Annotated in this window: 16 protein-coding genes; 12 read left to right on the top strand and 4 right to left on the bottom strand. The window is 70.1% G+C overall.

Annotation, left to right across the window (positions count from 1 at the left end; all coding sequences use genetic code 11):
• Positions 1-136 precede the first annotated feature (136 nt).
• On the bottom strand, positions 137-874 hold the full coding sequence (locus CMC5_RS36945) for a YwqG family protein (RefSeq protein WP_050434800.1): 738 nt from the start codon (positions 872-874) through the stop codon (positions 137-139).
• Entirely contained in the window at positions 867-4,304 is a 3,438-nt protein-coding gene (locus CMC5_RS36950) for an ankyrin repeat domain-containing protein (protein WP_050434801.1), read from the bottom strand. Before CMC5_RS36950 ends, CMC5_RS36945 begins: the two co-directional genes overlap by 8 nt.
• A 287-nt stretch (positions 4,305-4,591) precedes the next feature.
• Here CMC5_RS36950 and CMC5_RS36955 point away from each other — a divergent pair, with 287 nt between their 5' ends.
• From CMC5_RS36955 to CMC5_RS36965, 3 genes are all read left to right on the top strand, one after another.
• Complete coding sequence (locus CMC5_RS36955) at positions 4,592-5,995, top strand: DUF1254 domain-containing protein (protein WP_050434802.1); 1,404 nt, start codon at positions 4,592-4,594, stop codon at positions 5,993-5,995.
• A 195-nt stretch (positions 5,996-6,190) separates the two neighbouring features.
• Entirely contained in the window at positions 6,191-6,619 is a 429-nt protein-coding gene (locus CMC5_RS36960) for a hypothetical protein (RefSeq protein ID WP_156339139.1), read from the top strand.
• A complete protein-coding gene (locus CMC5_RS36965; protein ID WP_050434804.1) occupies positions 6,609-7,541 on the top strand; it encodes a hypothetical protein in 933 nt (310 codons plus the stop codon). The genes CMC5_RS36960 and CMC5_RS36965 overlap by 11 nt, the downstream gene beginning before the upstream one ends.
• Before the next feature lie 54 nt (positions 7,542-7,595).
• Here the strand turns inward: CMC5_RS36965 and CMC5_RS36970 are convergent, their stop codons facing one another.
• Entirely contained in the window at positions 7,596-9,551 is a 1,956-nt protein-coding gene (locus CMC5_RS36970) for a hypothetical protein (protein WP_050434805.1), read from the bottom strand.
• Positions 9,552-9,671: 120 nt separating this feature from the next.
• On the opposite strand from CMC5_RS36970, the gene CMC5_RS36975 reads away from it, so the two are divergent.
• The 6 genes from CMC5_RS36975 to CMC5_RS37000 all read left to right on the top strand — a co-directional run bounded on the left by CMC5_RS36975 (position 9,672) and on the right by CMC5_RS37000 (position 18,037).
• Complete coding sequence (locus tag CMC5_RS36975) at positions 9,672-10,781, top strand: 2'-5' RNA ligase family protein (protein WP_050434806.1); 1,110 nt, start codon at positions 9,672-9,674, stop codon at positions 10,779-10,781.
• Positions 10,782-11,197: 416 nt separating this feature from the next.
• Positions 11,198-12,196, top strand: a complete 999-nt coding sequence (locus CMC5_RS36980; RefSeq protein WP_050434807.1) for a PLL family lectin — start codon at positions 11,198-11,200, stop codon at positions 12,194-12,196.
• Positions 12,197-12,878: 682 nt separating this feature from the next.
• Entirely contained in the window at positions 12,879-14,177 is a 1,299-nt protein-coding gene (locus CMC5_RS36985; protein ID WP_218920155.1) for a hypothetical protein, read from the top strand.
• Positions 14,174-15,295, top strand: coding sequence for a metallophosphoesterase family protein (locus CMC5_RS36990; protein ID WP_050434809.1), 1,122 nt, complete (start codon positions 14,174-14,176; stop codon positions 15,293-15,295). The genes CMC5_RS36985 and CMC5_RS36990 overlap by 4 nt, the downstream gene beginning before the upstream one ends.
• A gap of 52 nt (positions 15,296-15,347) precedes the next feature.
• Positions 15,348-16,637: a metallophosphoesterase family protein gene (locus tag CMC5_RS36995; RefSeq protein ID WP_245678064.1), complete on the top strand. Its 1,290-nt coding sequence runs from the start codon at positions 15,348-15,350 to the stop codon at positions 16,635-16,637.
• A 311-nt stretch (positions 16,638-16,948) separates the two neighbouring features.
• Positions 16,949-18,037, top strand: coding sequence for an alpha/beta hydrolase (locus CMC5_RS37000; RefSeq protein ID WP_169796773.1), 1,089 nt, complete (start codon positions 16,949-16,951; stop codon positions 18,035-18,037).
• A 40-nt stretch (positions 18,038-18,077) separates the two neighbouring features.
• Here CMC5_RS37000 and CMC5_RS37005 read toward each other — a convergent pair whose 3' ends face one another.
• The gene (locus CMC5_RS37005; RefSeq protein ID WP_050436353.1) at positions 18,078-18,851 is read right to left on the bottom strand and encodes an SDR family oxidoreductase; all 774 of its coding nucleotides are present in this window, start codon (positions 18,849-18,851) and stop codon (positions 18,078-18,080) included.
• 136 nt (positions 18,852-18,987) lie between these two features.
• Here CMC5_RS37005 and CMC5_RS37010 point away from each other — a divergent pair, with 136 nt between their 5' ends.
• The 3 genes from CMC5_RS37010 (at position 18,988) to CMC5_RS37020 (ending at position 21,078) form a co-directional block, all read left to right on the top strand.
• Positions 18,988-19,473 carry a hypothetical protein gene (locus CMC5_RS37010; protein ID WP_156339141.1) on the top strand — a complete coding sequence of 162 codons (486 nt, stop codon included), beginning with the start codon at positions 18,988-18,990 and terminating at the stop codon, positions 19,471-19,473.
• Positions 19,474-19,591: 118 nt separating this feature from the next.
• Positions 19,592-20,119, top strand: a complete 528-nt coding sequence (locus CMC5_RS37015; protein ID WP_050434813.1) for a hypothetical protein — start codon at positions 19,592-19,594, stop codon at positions 20,117-20,119.
• Positions 20,120-20,286: 167 nt separating this feature from the next.
• The gene (locus tag CMC5_RS37020) at positions 20,287-21,078 is read left to right on the top strand and encodes an alpha/beta fold hydrolase (RefSeq protein ID WP_050434814.1); all 792 of its coding nucleotides are present in this window, start codon (positions 20,287-20,289) and stop codon (positions 21,076-21,078) included.
• The last annotated feature ends 10 nt before the right edge of the window (positions 21,079-21,088 follow it).

A 21,088-nucleotide genomic window follows, 5' to 3' on the forward strand; every position in this document is an offset into this window, starting at 1 on the left:
ATGGATTCGCATGTCCGAGGGACGGGCAGCGGGACGACGTCATGCATGGTTCGAGCGCGGAAAACCTGCTCTCCAGACGCGAGGGAGAAATCTTCAGCCCGTGCGGTTCGGAGCAAGGTCTCGGGGGGCGCTCGGGTCAGGTCGAGGACCACGAGAAGGCGAGCTTCGTCGGGTGCTTCGCGCACTGGTGGACGTAGCCGAGGCCGGCGTCGCCGAAGTCGACGAGGCGAGCGCTGAGCTGGAAGACGAAGCGCATCGGGGCGTCGCAGGTGGGGCACGAGGCGGGCTGAGGTGCCTGGATCCAGCTCGGGTAGCCGCCGAGCTTGTCGCCGCCTCGGCTGCGCTGCGCTTGCGTGAGGCGGAGCTCCTTGGCGTCGAGGCGCAGCGCGTCGGCGTCGCCGCTGCTCGGGAGGTCGACGCCAGGCTTCCAGCCGATGATGCGGCTGGCCTGGCCCCGGGCGACGGGCTTGGCTTTCTTCGAGGTGGCGCTGGTGGCCCTGGAGGAAGCCTTCGGCAAGCCGAGGCGGAGGCGCACGCCGGTGCCGCCAGGCGCGTGGGTGAGATCGCCGTGGTCGCAGTCGTGGTTGCCGCAGTGGAAGACCTGCAAGGGGCCCTCGCCGACGAGAGGCGCCCCTTCGGGCAGGGTGGCCGGGTCGAGCTGAAGAAGCAGCACCATCGTCCGCTGGCAGCCCTTGCAGACGGGGGAGGCGCCGAGGGGCGTGCCGCCCATCTTGGCGTCGTCGGGCGTGCCGTCGCCAGGCTCCAGGAGGGGCTCGAAGCAGGGGCGTCGCGCAGCGTCGAGCCAGGTGGCCAGGCGCTCTCGTCGCAGGTCGTCGGAGCGGAGGATCGGGTCGAGATCCGTCGTGTCAGTCATCACCGGCCTCCTCGCTGTCGTCGCTGCTTTCGTCGTCGCTGCTTTCGTCGTCGTCGCTGCCATCGCCTCCGTAGCCGCCGTGGGAGCTGCTGCGGGTCGGGAGGCCGAGCGCGCGCTTCACCTCGGCGTCGCTCCAGCGGGCCCGGTGGGCCACGGTCTCGCCGTTCTCGTTGGCGTGGCCTGCGCGCGCGCCCCGGGCGAGGAGGAGCTTGATCAAGGCGATGTTCTCCTGTTCGACGGCGTAAAAGAGGGGGGTCTCGCCGCGTTCGTCAGGGATGTTCGGATCTGCTCCAGCGTCGAGGAGCAAGGCGGCGAGCGCCGCGTCGGCGAAGGCTGTCTGGTGGAGTGGGGTGCGGGCCCAGGCGTCCTTCGCGTCGAGGTCGACGCCGAGGGTGTCGAGCACGTACCGGATCATGGCGGGGTTCCCGGAGTCGACGGCGCCATGCAGCACGCCTTCCCGGGACGAGCCGAGGCGGAGGACCTCGTCCAGCACGGCGCGGACGCCGCTCTCTGCGGCAGCACGCGCGGCGGTGAAGCCTTGCTGTCGGACGAAGGCGGCGGAGGCGCCGAGTTCGCTGGCGAGGGCGACGGCGGCGAGGTCGCCGGTCCCGGCAGCCGCGTGCAGAAGCCAGGTGGTGGAAGCGCCGAGCGCCACGAGCTCGCGCGCCCTGTCGAGCTGCTTCATGGCGAGGTGGTGGGCGGCGGTGCTCCAGTGCTCGTCAGAGCCCGCGGTGAGGCTGGCCCCCGCCTTCGTGAGCAGGTCGACGACGGGGGGGTGCTTCTCGGCGAGGGCGAGGAGGAGGGGGGTGAGGCCGTCGGTCGTGAGGCCGTCGAGGGGGGCGTTCGCGGCGATGAGGGCCTCGACCGAGGCCTCGTCGCCCGCCTTGGCGACGTGGTGGAGTGCGGTGAGGCCTTCGTCGTCGGCGGTGTCGAGCCGGTCGCCTCCGGCGAGCGCCGCCTCGATGGCTTCCGCGGTGATCGGGTCGCCAGCGTTCGCGCGCTGGAGGAGGCCGCCGACGGCCTTCGCGCCATGCGCCTCGAGCAGCGCCTCGATGGGCGCTTCGGCGCGGGCTCTCGCCCGGAGGAGGGGGGTGTCGCCGTGCTCGTCCTTCGCGTTCGGGTCGAGGCCGTGTTCGAGCAAGGCGCGGAGCACGTCGAGGTCGTCCGAGGTGGCGCTCTCCAGCACGGCCGCGCCGGGGTCGTCGAAGGTGGCGTCGACGCCTTCGGCCCAGAGGGCGACGGCGAGGCGGCGCGCGGCGCTGGCGTGGCCAGGGAGCGGGAGGCCCCGCTGGATGAGGACGCGGGCGATGTCGGGCTTGTCGTCGAGGGTCAGCGCCAGGGTGGTGGCGTCCGCGCTGGCGCCGAGGGCGAGGAGGGCGAGGGCCGTCTCGTCGTTGCCGTAGTCGAGCGCCCTGTCGAGCGCGCGCTTGCCTTCGCCGTCGGCCGCGTCGACGTCGGCGCCTGCGGCGGCGAGAGTGCGCACGATCTCGGTGTGGCCACGGGCGGCCGCGCTCACGAGCGCAGGTTCTTCGTAGGTGTCGGTCGTGCTCGGGTCGGCGCCACGGGCGAGCAGCTCGCGCACGATGTCGACGTGGCCTGCGGTCGCGGCGGCGAAGAGGGGCGTGCGCCCGGAGCCATTCCGGTCGTGTGCGGACAGGCCGCGGTCCAGCGCGAAGCGCACGACGTCGAGGTGCCCTGCCTCGGCGCTGAGGTGCAGGATCGAGGCGCCGTACTCGGTGAGGTGCAGTGGGCGCCCCTTCTCGTGGAGCCGCACCAGCGCGGCGCGATCGCCTGTTCGGGCGGCCTCGAAGAGGTCGGGGCGCCAGTCGCGATCCACCTCGCGCTCGCGGAAGAGGGTGATGACGGCGCGGTGGCCGCCACGCTCGGCGAGGGCGAAGGCAGTGAACTGCTGGGCGTCCTTCACGAAGGGGTCGGCTCCGGCATCGAGCAGGGCTGCGGCGATCGGGGCGTGGCCGAAGTCGGAGGCGTCCATGAGCGGCGTGAAGCCGTCGTCGTCGGTGAGGTTCGGGTCGGCGCCGGCCTGGAGGAGCGCGTCGACCACGGCGGCGTGCCCGAGGGCCGCGGCTTCGTGGAGCGAGGTGCGCCCGAGCTGCGCCCGCACGTCGGGGTTCACGCGCTCGTCGAGAAGCGCCTGGACCCGGGCGAGTTCGCCACACGCGGCGTGCTCGAAGAGCTCTTTGCGTTCGGCGCGGCCGCCACGGGAGACGAGGAGCTGCGCGACGTCGTGCGCGCTCCGATCCACGGCGAGGCGGACCGGGCTCTTGCCGTCGCCGTCCTTCGCGTTCGGGTCGGCGCCCGCGTCGAGCAGGAGCTTCACCGCGTCGAGCGCGCCGGCTGCGGCGGCCGCGGCGAGGGGGGTGCGCTTCCAATATCCGCCCGGGGAGTCGGCCGGCTGGCCGCGGTCGAGGGCGAGCTTCACGAGCGTGGCCTGGCCGCCCTCGGCAGCCTTCATCAGGAAGTCGTCGGGCAAGGGTGCGCCGGCGGAGAGGAGTCGCTCGACCACGGCCTCGTTTCCGCGCTCCGCCGCGTTCAGGATCGCGCGCTCCGAGAGGGCGGCGCCTCGGGCGAGGAGGAGGTCCACGGTCTCCAGGTGGCCGCCGCGGGCCGCGCGAGAGAGGGCGGTGTCGTCGTCGAGGGCGTCGCGCGTGTCGTTCACGTCGGCACCAGCGTCGCAAAGACGGGCGACGACGGCGGTGTGGCCCTCGGACGCGGCGGCCTGGAGGGGGTGGACCGATCCCGTCCCGAGGAGGAGCGCGCCCGCCCCGAGGAGGGCGTTCACCACGTCGAGGTGGCCGCGGGACGAGGCCCACGAGAGCGCCGTCTCCTCCCCGAACATCGAGGTGTGGTTCACGGTGGCGCCACGGTCGAGCAGGCGCTGGACGGCGCTCAGGTGGCCCTCACCGGCCGCGCGCATCAGGGCAGTCCAGCCGTTGATGTTGGCGCGATCGAGGTCGGGCTGATGGGCGAGGAGGGCGCGGAGCACCTCGACGTCGCCCCGCTCGGCGGCCTTGTGGAGGGCGGTCTCGCCGTACTCGTCGTGGGCTTCGAGCGACGCACCGCGCGCGAGGCAGAGGTCCACGCCGGCCGCATGCCCATGGCTCGCCGCCTCGACGAGGGCCCTGTCGAGGGACGCGCCACGGTCGGCGAGCGCCTGGAGGACACCGAGGTGCCCCTCTTTCGCGGCGCTGGCGGCCGGCGTGCAGCCGTCCCGGTCTTCGGCGTCGAGGTCGGCGCCGAGCGACAGCAAGTGAAGGGCGAGCGCCTGGTGGCCGCCGCCGGCTGCGTGGTGGAGCGCCGTGGCTCCTTGCTCGTCCGCCCTCTCCAGGCGCGTGTCGGCTTCGAGGAGGCGTGTGACCGTGGCCTGATCCCCTCGCGCGGCTGCCTCCAGCAGCTCCTGGTGTGCATCCATCTGCAACGTTCCTCCCGGGTCTCCCAGCGGCGACGCACCGTCTCACGGTTGAGTGCCTCCGCGAAGGGCCCAGACGAGCCGAAGCCCTCGGCGCAGGGCATCGTCAGGGCGCAGGCTCACCCGGGCGCGACCGCTTGCGAGCCGCCTTCAGCGACCCAACGATTCTCACCGAGAATGCCGCGGTCCCGGCGGATGGACGGGCAACCCGTCCACCTGCGGCTGGCTCCACCCCGAGACGCGCGCCTCCGCCCGCGAAGATCCGGGGGTTCCTGGATGGGAGGCCGTTCATGAAACATCGAGCGATTCTCACGCTGGTCACCCTGGGCGCGCTGAGCGCTGCCCCCAGCCACGCGGCGCCAGCAGCCAAGGTGGGCGAGAAGGAGGCGCTGGCCATTGGCACGGAGGCCTATGTGTATGGCTATCCGCTGGTATCGATGGAGATGACGAAGCGCAAGTTGACCCGTGTGGCAAAGCCCGCAGGTCTCAAGGGCGCTCCCATCAATCAGTTCGCACATGCCAGGGAGTTCGTCTCCGCCGGGTTCACCGACGTCGTCGCGCCGAACAACGACACGCTCTACTCGCAGGCCTGGCTCGATCTCTCCCGCGAGCCCATCGTGCTGCACATCCCGGAGTCGCAGGGCCGCTACTTCCTGATGCCGATGCTGTCCGGCTGGACCGAGGTCTTCGCCTCGCCAGGGACGCGGACCACGGGCGCGCAACAGAAGGAGTTCGCGATCGTCGGGCCCTCGTTCCACGGGAAGCTGCCAGCGGGCCTCACGGCAATTCGCGCTCCCACGAACATGGTGTGGATCCTGGGGCGGACCTACAGCAGCGGCACGCCCGCCGACCTGGCGAGGGTGCACGCCTTCCAGGACGCGCTGTCGCTCACGCCGCTCAGCGCGTACGGGACGCGGTACACGCCGCCCGAAGGTGCGGTCGAGCAGGAGGTCGACCGGAAGAAGCCGGTCGTGGATCAGGTGAACGGCATGGATGCACAGGCGTTCTTCTCGATGCTGGCAGCGCAGATGAAGGACGACCCGCCAGCCAGAGCCGACGCGCCCCTGGTCGCGAAGCTCGCCCGCATCGGCATCGTCCCTGGGCAGCCGTTCGACATGAAGAAGCTCGACCCCGCCGTGGCGCGCGGGCTGAAGGGCGCGCCGAAGGCAGGGCTCCAGGCCATCAAGGCGCACGAGCAGAAGGCCGGCGACATGGAGAACGGCTGGCTCGTCAGCCGGAAGACCGGGAGGTACGGGACGGATTACTTGCAACGGGCATACGTCGCGCTGATCGGGCTCGGCGCGAACCGCCACGAGGATGCGATGTACCCTGTCACCCGGGTGGACGAGCGCGGTCATCGGCTGAATGGGACCCAGCGCTATGTGCTGCACTTCAATGCAGGCGCGATGCCGCCCGTCCAGGGCTTCTGGTCGGTGACGATGTACGACGAGAAGATGTTCTTCGTCGACAATGCGCTCGATCGGTACGCGATCCACTCCGTCGACCAGCTCCAGCACAACGCGGACGGGTCGGTGGACCTCTACATCCAGTCGACGTCGCCTGCCGACGAGAAGGTGTCGAACTGGCTCCCTGCACCGAAGGGCGAGTTCGCGCTGATGCTGCGGATGTACTGGCCGAAGGAGTCGGCGGTGAAGGGCACGTGGGAGCCGCCGGGCGTGAGGCGGATGCCGTGACGCTGGACTGACGCGATTTCATGGGCGCTGCAGCCGAGGACTGCGACCCTGGAATCGGGCAGTTCTCGCCTCGCCCACGATGCCGCAGTGGCATCCACATCGACCGGAAGTCGGAGAGCCCTCGAACAGGGAATGTCGTGGCACGACGCCCAGGCCGTCAGGGCTTTCTGTGATAGTTCTGTCGTGCATCCCAGCATGAGAATCACCGCCCACCAGTTCTCGGTGTTTCATCAGCGTGAGGAAGAGAGATTCGTCGGGCGTGTGGCTGCCTGCCTCGTGGAGCACGATCTGGGCGGCGCGCGGTCGCTTTCTCCGGAAGAGCTACGCCGGCGGGCGGGCATTGCCGTGGCACGGGGCCGTCGGCACGGGTTTACCTGGCAGTCGGCGCTGACGGCGTTCGCGGCGCTCTGCTTCGCCTTGGGACCCCGCTTCGACGAGCAGCCAGATTTTCTCGTCTGGCTGCGCTGGGAATACCCGGATGAGAACACGCGGGTGTTGATGCTGAGCGAAGGCGTACCCCCGAGCGCCTGGGACGAGGCTCATGACGCCCACGACGACCATGCGTGGAACGGGCCATTCCTGACGGCCGAGGAACAAGGGGCGCCAGGGGACCATGACACCTGACGATGAAGACGATGACCGCCAAGCGAGCGAGATGACATCGCGCTGGAGCGCGGTCATGTCCGCGGTGCGGGGGTTGGCGGATGGGCAGGCGCTCCCCGGCAGGCCTCCTGCGGCGTTCACGCCATGCTCGGACCCATTGTCTCGGTTCTATTCAAAGATGACCGCCCACCCCGAGTGGCCGACCTTCTCGCGGCTGATGCGAGAAAGCGGGGTCCCTCCCCTGAAGATCAATCAGGCGTGGGGGCTCCTCATGAGTGGCATCGAATATCTGGACGAGCTGAAAAAGGCCAATGACAGCTGGGGGTTCAACCCATATTACGAGGCCCTCGGCCGTCTGGTCAGCGAAGAGCTGGAGATCACCCCCGGCACCACCATGGCGCTCTGGGCGGGCGGTCTCGGTGTGAGTGACTATGCCGAGGCCAAGGGGCACACCACGCTGGAGTCTTCCAGGCTCGGGAAAGTGATCATGGCGCTCAAGTTGCACTCGAGCTGGCCACTCCTGGGGCCGATGTGGAACGTGCTCTCCCGGGCATTCGTTGCGCGGGCGAGCAGCGACGTCCACATCTACATGCGTTCCTATGATCCCAACAGCGTGTTGATCCGTGCAGAAGTTCCCGGTCTGCGCGAGGTGCAAGCACTCAATGAAAACGTCAGGTTGCACTGGCACGCCCTCTACACCGACAAGGACGGCAAGACCTCCGAGATCACGCCGAAGGGTGACCTCTCCAAGGATGCCGAATTCGCCAACCGCGATCTGTGCGTGGCGGCGATGTTCAACTATCTGATCTATCGCAATGAGGACCCCGACAACATCTCTGCTCAATTGATGAAGGAACTCCTCGGAGACAAGCTCCCCGAAAGCACCACGGGCGAGGCCAAGACGAGCACGTCGAGTCCGAAGAAATATTCGCTCAAGAAATGAAGAATGGCGCTCGGCGGACCGCGGCGACGGCGGCACCTCCGTGAAGGATGCAGCTCAGGGTTGCTCTTCACCTCGCTGAGCCCCCGCGAGGAGGGCCGCGCGCAGCGCTACGAGAAGCTCCGCAGCGGGGGCATCACGGTCGTCGACCTGGGCTTCGAGGGTGCCCATCACCCGCTCCGCCAGGTCGAGCACGGCCTGGTACTCTTGCGGGGTGAGCATGCCCTCGTCGAAGTGGCGATGCGTGGTCTCGACGGTCGAAGGCAGGCGCGCGAGAACGGGCAGCGCCACGGCGCGGCTCGGGCCGTCGTCCGGAGCGGCGGCGAGCAGCAGGAGGGCCGCTTCGACGTCGTTCTCGGCGGCGCGCTGGAGCCAGGGGATGGCCGCTCGGCCGGCGCCGCTCGACCGGAGCGCGTTGACCACGGCGGTGGCGCGGTCGGCGCCGGGCGGGATCGCGTCGAGCACGGTAGGGGCCTCGCCGAGGTCGCCCAGCGCGAGCTGCACGCAGCGGCGATCGATGCCGGTGAGGAAGGCGTCTGGCGGGTCGCGCCGCGCGCGCTCCAGGAGCCGGGCGCGGGCGCGGGGGTCGAGGTCGGCGTCGAACAGCGCGCAGGACCAGGACAGGAGCTGCTGGCGGAGGGTCTCCAGGGTGGCAATGTCGTCGGGAGGTGGGTCGTCGAGCCCCGCATCGCGAGGGGCCGTGTGCAAGCTCGCGAGGGCCAGGGAGCGGGTGCAGGAGAGTGCCCGCGCGAGGGCGAAGGCGATGAGGGGGCCCGAGGTGGAGAGCGGGGGGAGGCGCCAAGGGCGCACGTGGTTCGCGGCGAGTCGCTCGATGGTGGCCAGCGGGTCGTGGGCGCAGAGGGGGCGGTCGGTCGTCCCGAGGGCGGCGATGCGTCGGGCAAGGAGGACGTCGGGATCGGAGGCGTCGTGGGGCGAGGTGCCGTCTTCGCACCACGTGAAGAGGGCGAGGCGGACAGCCGCAGGGCAGTCGGCCTCGCACTCCACGGCGACGGCGAGGGGCGCTGCCAGCGGCTCGGTCATGCCGCGGAGGGCTTTGCGCACGGGGGCGTAGCGACGGGGGCGCGCCCGGGACAGCGCCTCCGCTGCGGCCGGTCGAGGGTACTGGCGCAAGGGGTCGAAGGAGGCGGGTCGTCCCGCGACGAGGTCTTCGGCCACCTGGGCCGCGGCTTCTTTCAGGCCAGGGTGATGCTGTGCGCCGCGCCAGGAGCGGCGCTGGAGTCCCTTGTACGGGGCGAGCGCTGGCTGGATGGCGTCGATGAGCACGCGCTCCAGGGTCGCGGCGGTCTGGGGTGTGCTGGTCTCGTCGACCAGGAGGACGGTCGTGAGGACGTCGAGCTGGTCGTGGGCGAGGAGCACGTGGTCGAGCGCGGTGGCGACGGAGCGAGCGGGGTTCATCGGGAGGAGGGGTTGCTCTGTCCAGGCCCACGCGAGGGAGGGGGGCTGCCTGGGATGGGGATCGGAGACGGGAGGGTTGCCGAGCACCTGGCCGGAGACGGCGCTGGCGAGCGGGCCACTGTGTTCGGCGAGGGCGAGGCGTCCGTCCTTCACCTGGGTGCCTGACAGGGAGAGGGCCTCTCGCCAGTCCGACACGAGCGTCGCGGCGGTGTTGCCCGCGAAGGCCTGCAGGGCGCGGCGGGTGTCGTCGGCCCAGGTGTTCAAGAGTTCGTCGACGAAGAGCTGGACGTGGGTGTCGTGCGGCGCTTCCGAGAGCGCTGCTTCGAGCAGGGCGAGGCCGTCTGCATGCGCGCCGGCGGCCGCTCGCAGGTGGGGACCTCGGGTGCGCAGCCGGTGGAGCGCGCTCTCGGCGCGGGTGAAGAGGGTGGGGATGAGGCCTGATGGTGTGCGCACGGGAACGACGTCCTCGGGGTCGAAGAGCAGTGCCCAGCCGAGGGGGATGAAGGCGCGCGCGTAGGCGAGGAGCGTGTCGGCTTCGGCGCGTCGCTCCGTGGGGGTGGTTCGTGAGGTCGCGACGAGAGAGAGGTCGATCCCCATGGAGGGGCGGGTAGCACCGGGAAGAGGGCGCTTCCATGGCCGAGGATGCTGGAGCTTCTGGCGCCCTCGTGTCGTCCGACGCGACAGGAGGCGCGAGGGCCGGCTACCTTCGTTCACGCCATGTCGGCCATCGTCTGGTTCTCGGGCTCGTCTTCCTCGGATGCGACGGCGCTCGCGCGGCGGGCTCGGGAGCGCTTGCTCTCGCGGGGTCGTGTCCCCGTCGTCCTCGATGGGGAGGGGCTGCGGCCTCTCCTGGTGCTCGGGGACGGAGAGAGCGATGGAGAGGGCCGAGGCGTCGCTGCTTCGAGCGCGCTCGCGGGGATGCTGGCACGGCAAGGGCATGTCGTGCTCGTCGCGGCGGGGCCTCCGCCTCCAGCGCACCCCGGGAGGCTGCGGGCTGAAGGGGTGGCGTTCATCGAGGTGAGGATCGGCGCTGGTGTCGAGGCCCGAGACGGGCAACCCAGCGGCGAGGAGCGCGCAGGCGAATCCCTCCCGGGCGAGACGACGGCCGGACCGGGGGTCGGAGCGCAGGGGGACGCCCTGGAGCACGCAATGGTGAGCGCGCGCGGCGCCGACGACGACGGGGCGCTCGATGCGGTCTTCGCGCGGCTGGCCACGCCGGAGCGGCGGCCGATGGAGACGGTCTACGTCGCGCTCCGCGTGGCGCCGACGCCCGAGGTGCTGCGGGCGCAGCAGGCTTTCTGCGAGCGCTTCGGCCTCGTGCCGCGCGAGGAGCTGCACCTGACGCTGGCGTACCTCGGAGAGGTCGAGCCGGAGTCGCTGGGCGCCCTCACGACGGCGCTTCTTCGCGTCGCGCGGGAGCGGCCGCTGCTCACGGCGCTCTCCCTGGAGGGAGGCGGGGCCGCGGTGCGCTCCGCGATGGACGGCGCGCCCCTCGAGCTCACCGTGGAGGCGTTGCGGCGGACCGACGTGCGCAAGGTGGCGTGGTGGGCGGTGCGATCGAGCGAGGCGCTCGACGCGCTCCACCGCGAGGTTTCCAGGGCAGTGCGCGCGTGCGGGCACGCGGTGGAGAGCGGTTTCTGGCCTCACGTGACGCTGGGCTCGAACGCGCCCACCTGGGCCGAAGCGCGCTTCGATGTGCACGGGGTGCCGAAGCGCGGGGCGTTCGGGGATTGCCCTGCCGTCGTCACCGTCGATCGGCTCCACATCACCGACACGGTGACTCACCCCGAGAGCCTGGTGCTGCTCGCGAGGCCAAGCATGCCGTAGGGGGAGTCTCTGACCACGCCGAGCGAGGACCACGCCGAGCGAGGACCACGCCGAGCGAGGCGACGCAGCGACGGCGTGCCGACCATGCTGGAGACGGAGCGCTCGCCGATTCACGAAGGATGGGATTCGGGTCGCGACGATGGAAGCGGATTCGGGCGAGAGCCGGATGAGACGCGCCAGCGCGACGAAAAGGTGCAGCGCCGCGAAGTGGAATCCCTGTGCTGCGCGAGGAAACACGGCCAGCACGAGCACGGCAAGAAAGTCGCGCGTTTCGTCCTTCGAATGGCTTTCATCATCACGCGCCTCATTACGTCGGTAGCCCAATGCGGCATGCGCGGTGCCTGTGGACGTACGCGTGTGATGCATGGGTGCATCGCCGACCGACCACGGCTTCGGCCGTGAAGCGAGGATGAGCCATGAGTACGTTCCAGAAATTGTTCTCGCCGCTCCGACGTCCCACCGGGTGGATCCTGGGGCTCGCGGCAGGCGCGTTGACGCTCCACGCGATGGGCTGCACGGCCAGCGCCGAGGACGTCGATCCTTCCGATGACGAGAGCGCCATCGCGGCCGAGGGCACGGCCGGAGAGGGGGTCGAGGACGTCGGGACCTCGACCGAGGCCGTCTACTCCGACTGGGAGTCGCTCGGTGGTGTGCTCACCTCGGGACCCGCGGTCGCGTCCTGGGGTCGTAATCGGCTCGATGTGTTCGGACGAGGATCCGACAATGCGCTGTGGCATCGCTGGTTCGATGGGCGCTGGCGAAACTGGGAGTCACTCGGCGGAATCCTGACCTCCGATCCCGCCGCCGTGAGCCGCGGGCCGGGACGCATCGACGTGTTCGTGCGCGGGACCGACGACGCGCTGTGGACGATCCGGTTCGATGGGCGCTGGCGAAACTGGGAATCGCTCGGCGGGAAGCTGACCTCGGGGCCCGCCGTGGCCTCCTGGGATGGGAACCGAATGGATGTGTTCGTGCGCGGGACCGACAATGCGCTCTGGCACAAGTCGTTCGACAGGCGCTGGAGTGAGTGGAAGTCGCTCGGCGGGATCCTGAAGTCGGATCCAGCCGCGGTGAGCTGGTCGCGCGGACGCATCGATGTGTTCGTGCGCGGGACCGATGATGCGCTCTGGCACATCTCGCAGGATCGTTCGCGCTGGAGCGACTGGGAAACGCTCGGCGGGAAGCTGAAGTCGGCGCCAGGTGTGGCGTCGTGGGGGACTGGCCGGCTGGACGTGTTCGCACGGGGGCTGGACGATGCGATGTGGCATCGGGCGTTCGATGGGCGCTGGCGGAACTGGGACTCGCTGGGAGGCGAGATCACTTCGGCACCGGATGCGGTGAGCTGGTCGCGGGGGCGCATCGACATGTTCGCACGCGGACGCGACAACGCGCTCTGGCACAAGAGCTGGGAGTGATGACGCACAACAGCTGACAGTGATGGCGCACAACAGCTGACAGTGATGACGCACAACAGCTGACAGTGATGGCGCACAACAGCTGACAGTGATGGCATGAAGGAGCGTCGGCGCGTCTTCGGGCGCGCCGCGCCGTCCGTTGCCATCGAGCCACCTCATCGCTTGACCACGCCACGAAGGGAATCGTTGGAGCGCCATGGGATGTCCACGGACCTGCCTGCCCGCACCAGCTCGGTCGCCGCATGATGGTCGCTGCTTGAAGAAGCGTTAAGAGCGACCGAGGTGGGTCGATGAGGCTGGTCATGGTCGCCCGTAGCCCCTATTCACGGGAGACGTGCAGCTCACCTCGCTTCACAAGGGTCAGCTCGGTCTCCTCCTTGCTGCCGTTGCAGCGCTCTCGACGACCACAGTGGCTGGAGAGGCTGTGGCGCAAGGGGCAGACGGGTCGAGGTCCCCTCGTCGTTCGACGGGGAACCCGGCGACGGAGGCAGCCGTCGACGACGCCGCTGCACCGAAGGGAGCCACCCCATCAGGGGTGCCAGGGGTGATCGCGGCGCCGAAGGCGTCAGCGGGATCGGCATCGACAGACGCTGGAGCGTCAGCGCCGGGCGGTGGTGCGTCGGAAGGCGCAGCGTCGGAAGGACGTGAACCGGTCGCGGCAGGCGGATGGGATGACCGCTGGTTGGGGCTGACTGGGTCCGGCGGGGCTCAGGTGGGATGGGACGAGCGCTGGCTGGGTGTGCGCGGGTCGCCGAGCCTGATGGCCACGGGAGGCGGGCTGGCTGGCCACTCGTTGATGGCTGGAGGGAGCGCGAGGGCGCAGACCGCTGGGGGTGGCGTGGTCGGGGGGCCGCTCGGGGGCGATGGGGTCGCGCCGAGCGACGAGGGAGCGACGACGGGATGGCGGCCGCTGTCGGCCACGGCGTCGTCGGTCACGCCGTCGATGACTCCGACGCATCCTTCGCAGCTCTCGGGACCGCGGCGAGGGCTGGCCATCGGGACGTCGTTCGTGCCCGGGCTCGTGGTGCATGGCACGGGGCACTTCGTTGCAGGGCACCGGAGCACGGGGTGGAAGCTGCTCGCGATGGAAGGCGCCGGGGCGCTGGGCGTCGTGGGTGGGTTCGCGGCGCTCGCGGCGACGGGCGCGTCACGGCGCATCGTGGCGCCAGTGACCTCGGTGATCGTGGCGAGCGCGGGGCTGTTCGTGATCTCGGGGCTCGCCGACATCTACGGGGTGCTGGCGCCCGAGGGGGGAACGGGGAGCCCGCCGTCGGTGCTGCCGTGGGTGGAGACGCAGGTGGGGCTCCGGTACGTGTACGATCCGGTGTTCTCGTACCGGGCGCTCTCGGTGATCGGCGCCGATGTGCGGGTGGGCGGGCTGCGGCTGAATCCTTCGGGGTGGTTCGCGCTCGACGATCCGAACAAGCGGCTGCGGATGCTGGCGGGGTATCGATTCCTGGGACCGAGGACGCCGAAGAAGGGGCAAGAGCGTCCGCTGGGTCGAGGGGATGGGTCGTTCCTGGAGATGGAGGGGGCGGTGACGCATCACCGCTACGGGAGCGAGCACTTCGAGGTGACGACGGGAGAGCTGTCGCTGCAGGGCCGGCTGGATCTGCACCACATCGGGCCGACGCTGCGGGGTTCGTTCGCGGAGCTGGGCGGCGGGATGGCGCTGGAGAACTACGCTTTCACGCGCAGCACCGAGGCGAACATGCTGCTGCTGATGCGGTTCGCGTTCGGGATGTACCTGGGGCACACGGGCTACCCGCGCGGGGAGGCGCAGGTGTTCTACGACCACCGGCATGATGGGTACGTGGGGGGGCTGAAGATGACGGGGCTGGGGAGCGGGGTGCCCGGTCACTTCGGGGCTGAGGGGCGCATCTATCTGTCGCCGCAGTGGGGTCTCCTGCTCGATGCACAGGTGGGGTCGGCGTACATGGGCGGGTTGTCGGTGCTGTTCCGGCACGGAGGAAAGCCATGAGGCGAGGGTTCGGCACCTGGAGCGCGCGGCTGTGGCCCGCGGTGATGGCAGGGGTTGCGGGCGCCTGTCTGCACGTGGCCGAGTTTCGCGCCGAGCATGATCTGACGGTCGGGAACGCTTCGACGGGGGACGTGTCCGTCGCCGTGGCTCAGGGGATGGCAGCGGTGCGGGGGCTGTCGTCGGGAGAGCTGTGGCTGTGGGCGAGCGCGCCGGAGCTGTCGATCCAGCTGAGCACGGGGTCGAGCGGGGGGCGACGCTGGTCGGTGCGGATGGAGAACCAGCTGTCGGACGCGATCCTGACGGCAGAGACGAGCACGGGAGAGGCGCTCGCCGTGACGCTGGCCGAGGAGCCTTACGCGACGGAGCGGCGATGGGAGGTGGACCTGCCGGCGTCGGCGGAGGTGACGCTGCGGCTCGTGGCACCGGACGCGGGCGAGATCACGCCCTGGCGGTTCGCGGCCCTTGCGGACGTGCAGGAGAAGATCGACACGGTCCAGGACATCTACGCGAAGATCAACGAGCGCACGGACGTGCGGTTCGCGCTGTTCAGCGGGGACCTGACGGAACAGGGGACGCCAGAAGAGCTCACGCGTTTTCAGAAGGAGATGAAGACGCTGCGGCTGCCGTTCTACTCGACGCTCGGCAACCACGAGCTGGGGACGCGCGACGAGCTGTACCACGAGTATTTCGGGCGAGGAAACCGGAGCTTCGTGTTCCGAGGGGTGCAGTTCACGCTGATCGACTCGGCGAGCGCGACGCTGGATCCGCTGGTGTACGAGTGGCTCGACGGCTGGCTCGCCGAGGGGCGGGACCGACTGCACGTGGTGACGATGCACGTGCCGCCGTTCGATCCGATCGGGGAGCGGAACGGGGCGTTCGCGAACCGGGGGGAGGCGGGCAAGCTGGTGAACCTGCTGGCGTCAGGGAACGTGGACATGACGATCTACGGTCACCTGCACTCGTTCTACGCCTACCAGAACGCTGGAATCCCCGCGTACATCACGGGCGGGGGTGGCTCGATCGAGGAGCGGATGGACGGGATCTCCCGGCACTTCATCGTGGTGGACGTGGATCCGCCGCGCTCGGTGGGGCCGGTGGCGATCGTGCGGGTGGACTGAGCGTTCTCGGGGGGCGAGCCGGAGGCGCACGTGGGCGGGTTGAAGGCGGGGCTTGCGTGGGCTACGCCGCGGGGAGCCCTTGAAGATCGTCCACGCCGCCGACCTGCACATCGATAGCCCGCTGCGCGGGCTGGAGCGCTACGAGGGCGCGCCGGTGGCGCAGATCCGGGGGGCGACGCGGCGGGCGTTCGAGAACCTGATCGGGCTGTGTCTCGCGGAGGAGGTGGATCTGCTCCTGCTCGCGGGCGACATCTACGATGGGGACTGGCGGGACTACAACACGGGGCTGTTCTTCGCGGCGCAGCTGTCGCGGCTGCGGTCGGCGGGGGTGCGGGTGATCATGGTGCGCGGGAACCACGACGCGCAGAGCCAGATCACGCGGCACCTGGAGCTGCCGGAGCACGTGCGGGTCCTGGATCATCAGGCGCCGGAGCGGATCGTGGACGAGCGGCTGGGGGTCGCGGTCGTGGGGCAGAGCTTCCCGACGCGGGCGGTGACGGACGATCTGGCGGCGGCGTACCCGGACGCGCTGCCAGGGTTGTTCAACATCGGGCTGCTGCACACGGCGCTCGGGGGGCGCGAGGGGCACGAGAACTACGCGCCCTGCACGCTGGGGACGCTGCTGGGGCGGGGCTACCAGTACTGGGCGCTCGGGCACATTCACGCGCGGGAGGTGGTGAACGCGGACCCGCTGGTGGTGTTCCCGGGGAACCTGCAAGGGCGGCACGCGCGCGAGGCCGGGGAGAAGGGGGCGACGCTGCTGACCGTGGAAGGCGGGCGGGTGACGTCGATGGTGCACCGGCCGCTGGATGTGGTGCGCTGGCAGGTCTGCGAGGTGGACGTGAGCGGCGCGCAGAGCGGGCTGGACGCGGTGGACCTGGCGCGGGAGCAGCTGGAGCAAGCGCTGGCCGAGGCTGGTGGGCGTGCGGTGGCGGCGCGGGTGGTGCTGCGAGGGAAGACGCGGGCGCACGCAGAGCTGCACGGGAAGCTGGAGCAGTGGACGCAGCAACTCCGGGCCGCAGCGAACGACGCCGGTGGCGAGGGGCTGTGGGTGGAGCAGGTGCGGCTGAAGACGTGGGCGCCGGTGGACGCCGTGGCGCTCGGGGAGCGCGACGACGCGATCGGGCAGCTCGCGCGGTCGCTGCGGTCGCTGCGGGACGACGATCAGGAACTGGGGCGGCTCCTGGGGGAGCTGTCGGGGCTGCGGGCGAAGCTGCCCGCGGAGGCGCGGGAGATGGACGAGGGCCTGCGGCTGGAGGATCCGGCGCTGCTGAAGGACGCGCTGGAGGATGTGGAGCAGCTCCTGCTGTCGCGGCTGCTGAGCAAATCCAGCGAGGGGTGAGCAGTCGCCAGGGTGGGCACGAATGCCGCCAGGGTGGGCACGAATGCCGCCAGGGTGGGCACGAATGCCGCCCTTCCAGCGCACCAGGGTCCGGCGCGTCCGACGTCCGGGGCTCGGGATTCGTGCTCAATGAAAGGGTTCGGCGCACGACCCACGCAATGCAATGGCGTCGTGCCCACACCAGGACGATTGGGTAGGCCTTTCTGCGACGATGTCGCCGCATGGAGCACGGCAAATCATTCGTGGAGGAAGGCACAATCCCATTGCCAGTGGTCGTGGTTCTGGAGAGGCTCGATCGTGGAGGTCTCCTCATGAACAAGGTCGCTCGTTTCGCGCGCGGGTCGGGTCTGCGCGCCATTTCAGGGCTGCTGACAGGGGCGGTGATGATGGCGGTGTCCGCGCTCTCGGGGCAGGCCGAGGCGGCGCAGGACCATGCAATGGCGGCACAGGGTGGGTCTGCTGGAAGGACGTGCACGAGGTTGCAGGTGCCTGTCGCACTGACGCAGGGCGCAACGCAGGATCACGAGATCGCGGCGGACCTGTGCGTACCGTCGGGCGCGGTGCGGGAGACGGCGCTGGTCACCATTCACGGGGTGACGTATTCGACGCTGTACTGGGATTTCCCGTATGAGCCCGAGCGGTATTCCTTCGTCCGGCGCGCCAATGAAGCGGGGTATGCGACGCTGAATTTCGATCGGATATCGAGCCGGGACAGCTCGCGGCCGGTGTCGCTGCAGGTGACGTTGACCTCGCAGGCCTACATTCACCACCAGCTCGTGAGCGCCTTGCGGAGCGGAGAGTTCGGGCCCGCCTTCAGCAAGGTGGTGCTGGTGGGGCACTCGCTCGGGTCGGTGCTCTCGCTGGCGCAGTCGGCCTGGTACGGGGACGTGGATGGGCTGGCGTTGACGGGGTTCCTGCACATGGTCGGGGCCGGGTTTCCCATCGGGCTGCTGAACCTGGTACCGGCGGTCACGGAGCCGCGGTTCGCGAGCCTGGGGCTCGATCTGGGCTACGTGACGACGCGCGCAGGGGCGCGGGGGTCGACGTTCTACCACCTGCCGAATGCAGACCCGGCGGTGATCGCGGTGGACGAGCAGAACAAGGAGGTCCTGTCGCTCACCGAGCTCGCAGAGTTCCCGGTCGTGGCGAGCCCGCTGGTGAGCCTTCAGGTGAAGGTTCCCGTGCTCAATGTGATCGGGAGGCACGACGCGCTGTTCTGCGGGCTGACGCCCTGCGGGACGCCACTGAGCGGGACGTCGACGGAACCGCTCGCCTACGGGCCGGCGGCGGAGCTGGAACAGGTGGTGATCCCGTCGGCGGGGCACGACCTGAACTTGCAGCGCAATGCGCCCGTGACCTATGCGGCCATCCTGAGCTGGCTGGAGAGGCGCTTCCCGTAGCGTGCGGAGTGACGCCGCGCAGGTCACGCGGCCGGAGACGTCAGGAAGCGGGGCGGCGGCTGACGGCGAAGGGGCCGAAGGCCTGCATGGTGGGCATCAGCTCCAGGCGGTTGACGTTCACATGGGGGGGGCGGGTGATGGCCCAGTGGATGGCGTCGGCGACGTCCTCGGGGCGGAGCGCCTGGAGACCGGCGTACACGGCGCGGGCGCGGTCGCGGTCGCCTTCGAAGCGGACCTCGGAGAACTCGGTCTCGGCCATGCCCGGCTCGACGCTGGTGACGCGGATGTTCTTGCCGACGAGGTCGGCGCGGAGGTTCAAGGAGAGCTGGTGGACGAAGGCCTTGGTGGCACCGTAGACGTTGCCGCCCGGGTAGGGGTACGTGCCGGCCACGGAGCCGAGCTGGACGATGTGGCCGCGGTCGCGGGCCGCCATGCCCGGAAGGACGGCGCGGACGACGTACATCAGGCCCTTGATGTTGGTGTCGACCATGGTCTCCCAGGCGTCGAGGTCGACGCGATCGGCGGGTTCCAGGCCGAGGGCGAGGCCCGCGTTGTTGACGAGGACGTCGATGGCGTCGAAGGGAGGCGGGAGGGCGGCGAGGACTTCGGCGACGGCGCTGCGGTCGCGGACGTCGAGGGGGAGCAGGTGCACGGGGACGGCAGAGAGCTCGCGCTGGAGTGCTTCGAGGCGGTCGATGCGGCGGCCGGCGAGGACGAGGGAGATGCCTTCGGCAGCGAAGCGACGGGCGCAGGCAGCTCCGAAGCCGGAGGTGGCGCCCGTGATGAGGGCGACGGCGGGGCGGGCGAGGTCCATGCGGCGCTGATAGCACAGCGCCAAGGAGAGGTGCGGAAGGCGGGTGAGGCGTGGAAACACTGCGTGCTGGTGACGATTCCGTGCGTGCGGTCGCGCGCTCGTGGTGGGTCGCTACAGTGGAAGGATGAACCTTCGCTTGTCGCGCTCGGCCCTCCTCGTGGGGGCATTGCTCGGGTTTTCGACCATGGGGACCGTCTGCGGACCGGCGGTGGAGTCGCCGCCGGCCGAGGTGACGTGTGACGGCATGGCGGCCCCAGGAGAGGGGGAACCGGTGCTCCTGCTCGTCGATCCGGAGACGAAGACGCCGCTCCTCGAGGGCGCCACGCTGCAAACGGAGCGTGGTCCCGAGCTGGGGACGTACGTCTACGTGACCCTGCGGCACTACACGGCCGACGTGGAGGGATACATCTACGCCTTGCGGGTGGTCCAGGACGGGTATCCGGAGACGGGCGCCCTGGTGGCGGAAGGCACGTCGTTCGTTGGATCCTGCTCTGGGTGGACGGAGGTGGTCGTGCCCCTGGCGCTGAATCTCTTCGAGACGACCCCTGCGACGCTGCGGCTGCAAGCGCAGGGCGGTGGCCAGGTGATCGAGGCCGAGATGCGGGTGAACGTCGCCTACTGAGGGGGCGCGCCGCGCACGGCCACGGAGGAAGCGCACCGCGCACGGCGCCGCTGGCGGTCGACCAGCCATCCGAGCAGGCAGGGAGGCCGTTCCTCGGCCGATCCGCTATCGTGCGAGGATGAGCGTTCGGACGTCGCGCGCCGCCCTCATCCTGGGTGCCCTCCTGGGCTTCTCGATCCTCGGCGGAGCTTGCAAGCCGATGCAGGTCGATGAAGAGAGACCCGTCTCGTCCTGTGACGCTTCCTCCCCGGGGCCACAAGGTGGCGAGCCGCTGCTCCTGTTCGTCGATCCCGACACGGAGGAGCCTCTGAAGAAGGACGCCATCGTGGTCACGACGAAGGAGCCGGATGGCGAGGAGTACCTCCGCGTCGGCTTGAGGCACTTCCCGGACGACGCTGGCGAGTACACCTATGTCATCCGCCTCGTGGCGGGACACGAGGACCCTCCCGAGGGGCCCGTGCTCCTCGAGGGGAGCGCCGTCAGCGAGGCATGCTGGCCAACCTGGGAGCGGCTCAGAACCTCGCTCACCTTCGATCCGACCGTGTCCTTCCGCCCCACCAAGCCGGAGGCCGCCACGCTGGAGGTGCTGGCCGTGGGGAGCGATCACGAGCTGAAGGCGTCGGTTCTGGTGGTGTTTCGGTATTGATGCACGCCGCTCGCGGCGCGTCGTCACGCGAGCTGCGGTGGCCTGGCCACGTTTCTCCGGAAAGATCGCGAGCGACGCGCGGCGTCGAACCGCTGCACGCTGCGTCGAGGTCGCGGGGCGCTTGAGCATGGCGCTGCATGGTGCGATGGTGCCCCGAGGAGGCACGAATGCAGGGTCGGCTCGTGCGCGACGGGGTAGAGCTCGCATACCGGTGTGTCGGCAATGGACCGGATGTGGTGATGCTGGTGCACGGCTGGATGATGTCCGGCGCGGTGTACGATGATCTCGCCGAGGCCTTCGGGGGTGGTGCGGAGAACCGGTACCGGCTGGTGATCCCTGATCTCCGAGGCGCCGGGCAGTCCGAGAAGCCGGAAAGCGGCTACACCCTCGCGGCCTACGCAGCCGATGTGCTGGCCGTGGCGGACGCGGTGGGGGCGCGCTCGTTCGTGCTCGTCGGACACAGCATGGGGGGGCAGCTCGCGCAGTGGATCGCGTCGAGCGCACCGCGGCGGGTTCGCGGGGCAATGCTGCTCTGTCCGGTGCCCGCCTCGGGGATGGCCCTCCCGGAGGAAGCCAAGGCGCTGTTCAGGAACTCGGGGGGCAACCGGCAAGCGCAGGAGACGATCCTGGGGATGGCGTGCAAGGATCTGTCGGCCTCGGCGCGCGAGCGGTTGCTCGATGTGGCGGGCGCCATCCCGGCCAGCTGCATCGAGGAGACGTTCGATGCGTGGACGGGCGGTGGCTTCGCGGAGCGGCTCGGGGCGATCCGTACGCCGACGCTGGTCGTCGCCACCGACGACCCGTTCCTGCCGCCGGACTTCCTGCGCAACGAGATCGTGGCGCACATCCGCAACGCGGAGCTGTCGTACCTGCCAGGGGCCGGGCACTACGTGCAGGTGGAGCGGCCGCGCGAGACGGCGGCGTTGCTCCGGGCGTTCCTGGCAGGGCTCAGCGGGTGAGCTGCGGCGT

The organism is Chondromyces crocatus, assembly GCF_001189295.1.
GTDB lineage: Bacteria > Myxococcota_A > Polyangia > Polyangiales > Polyangiaceae > Chondromyces > Chondromyces crocatus.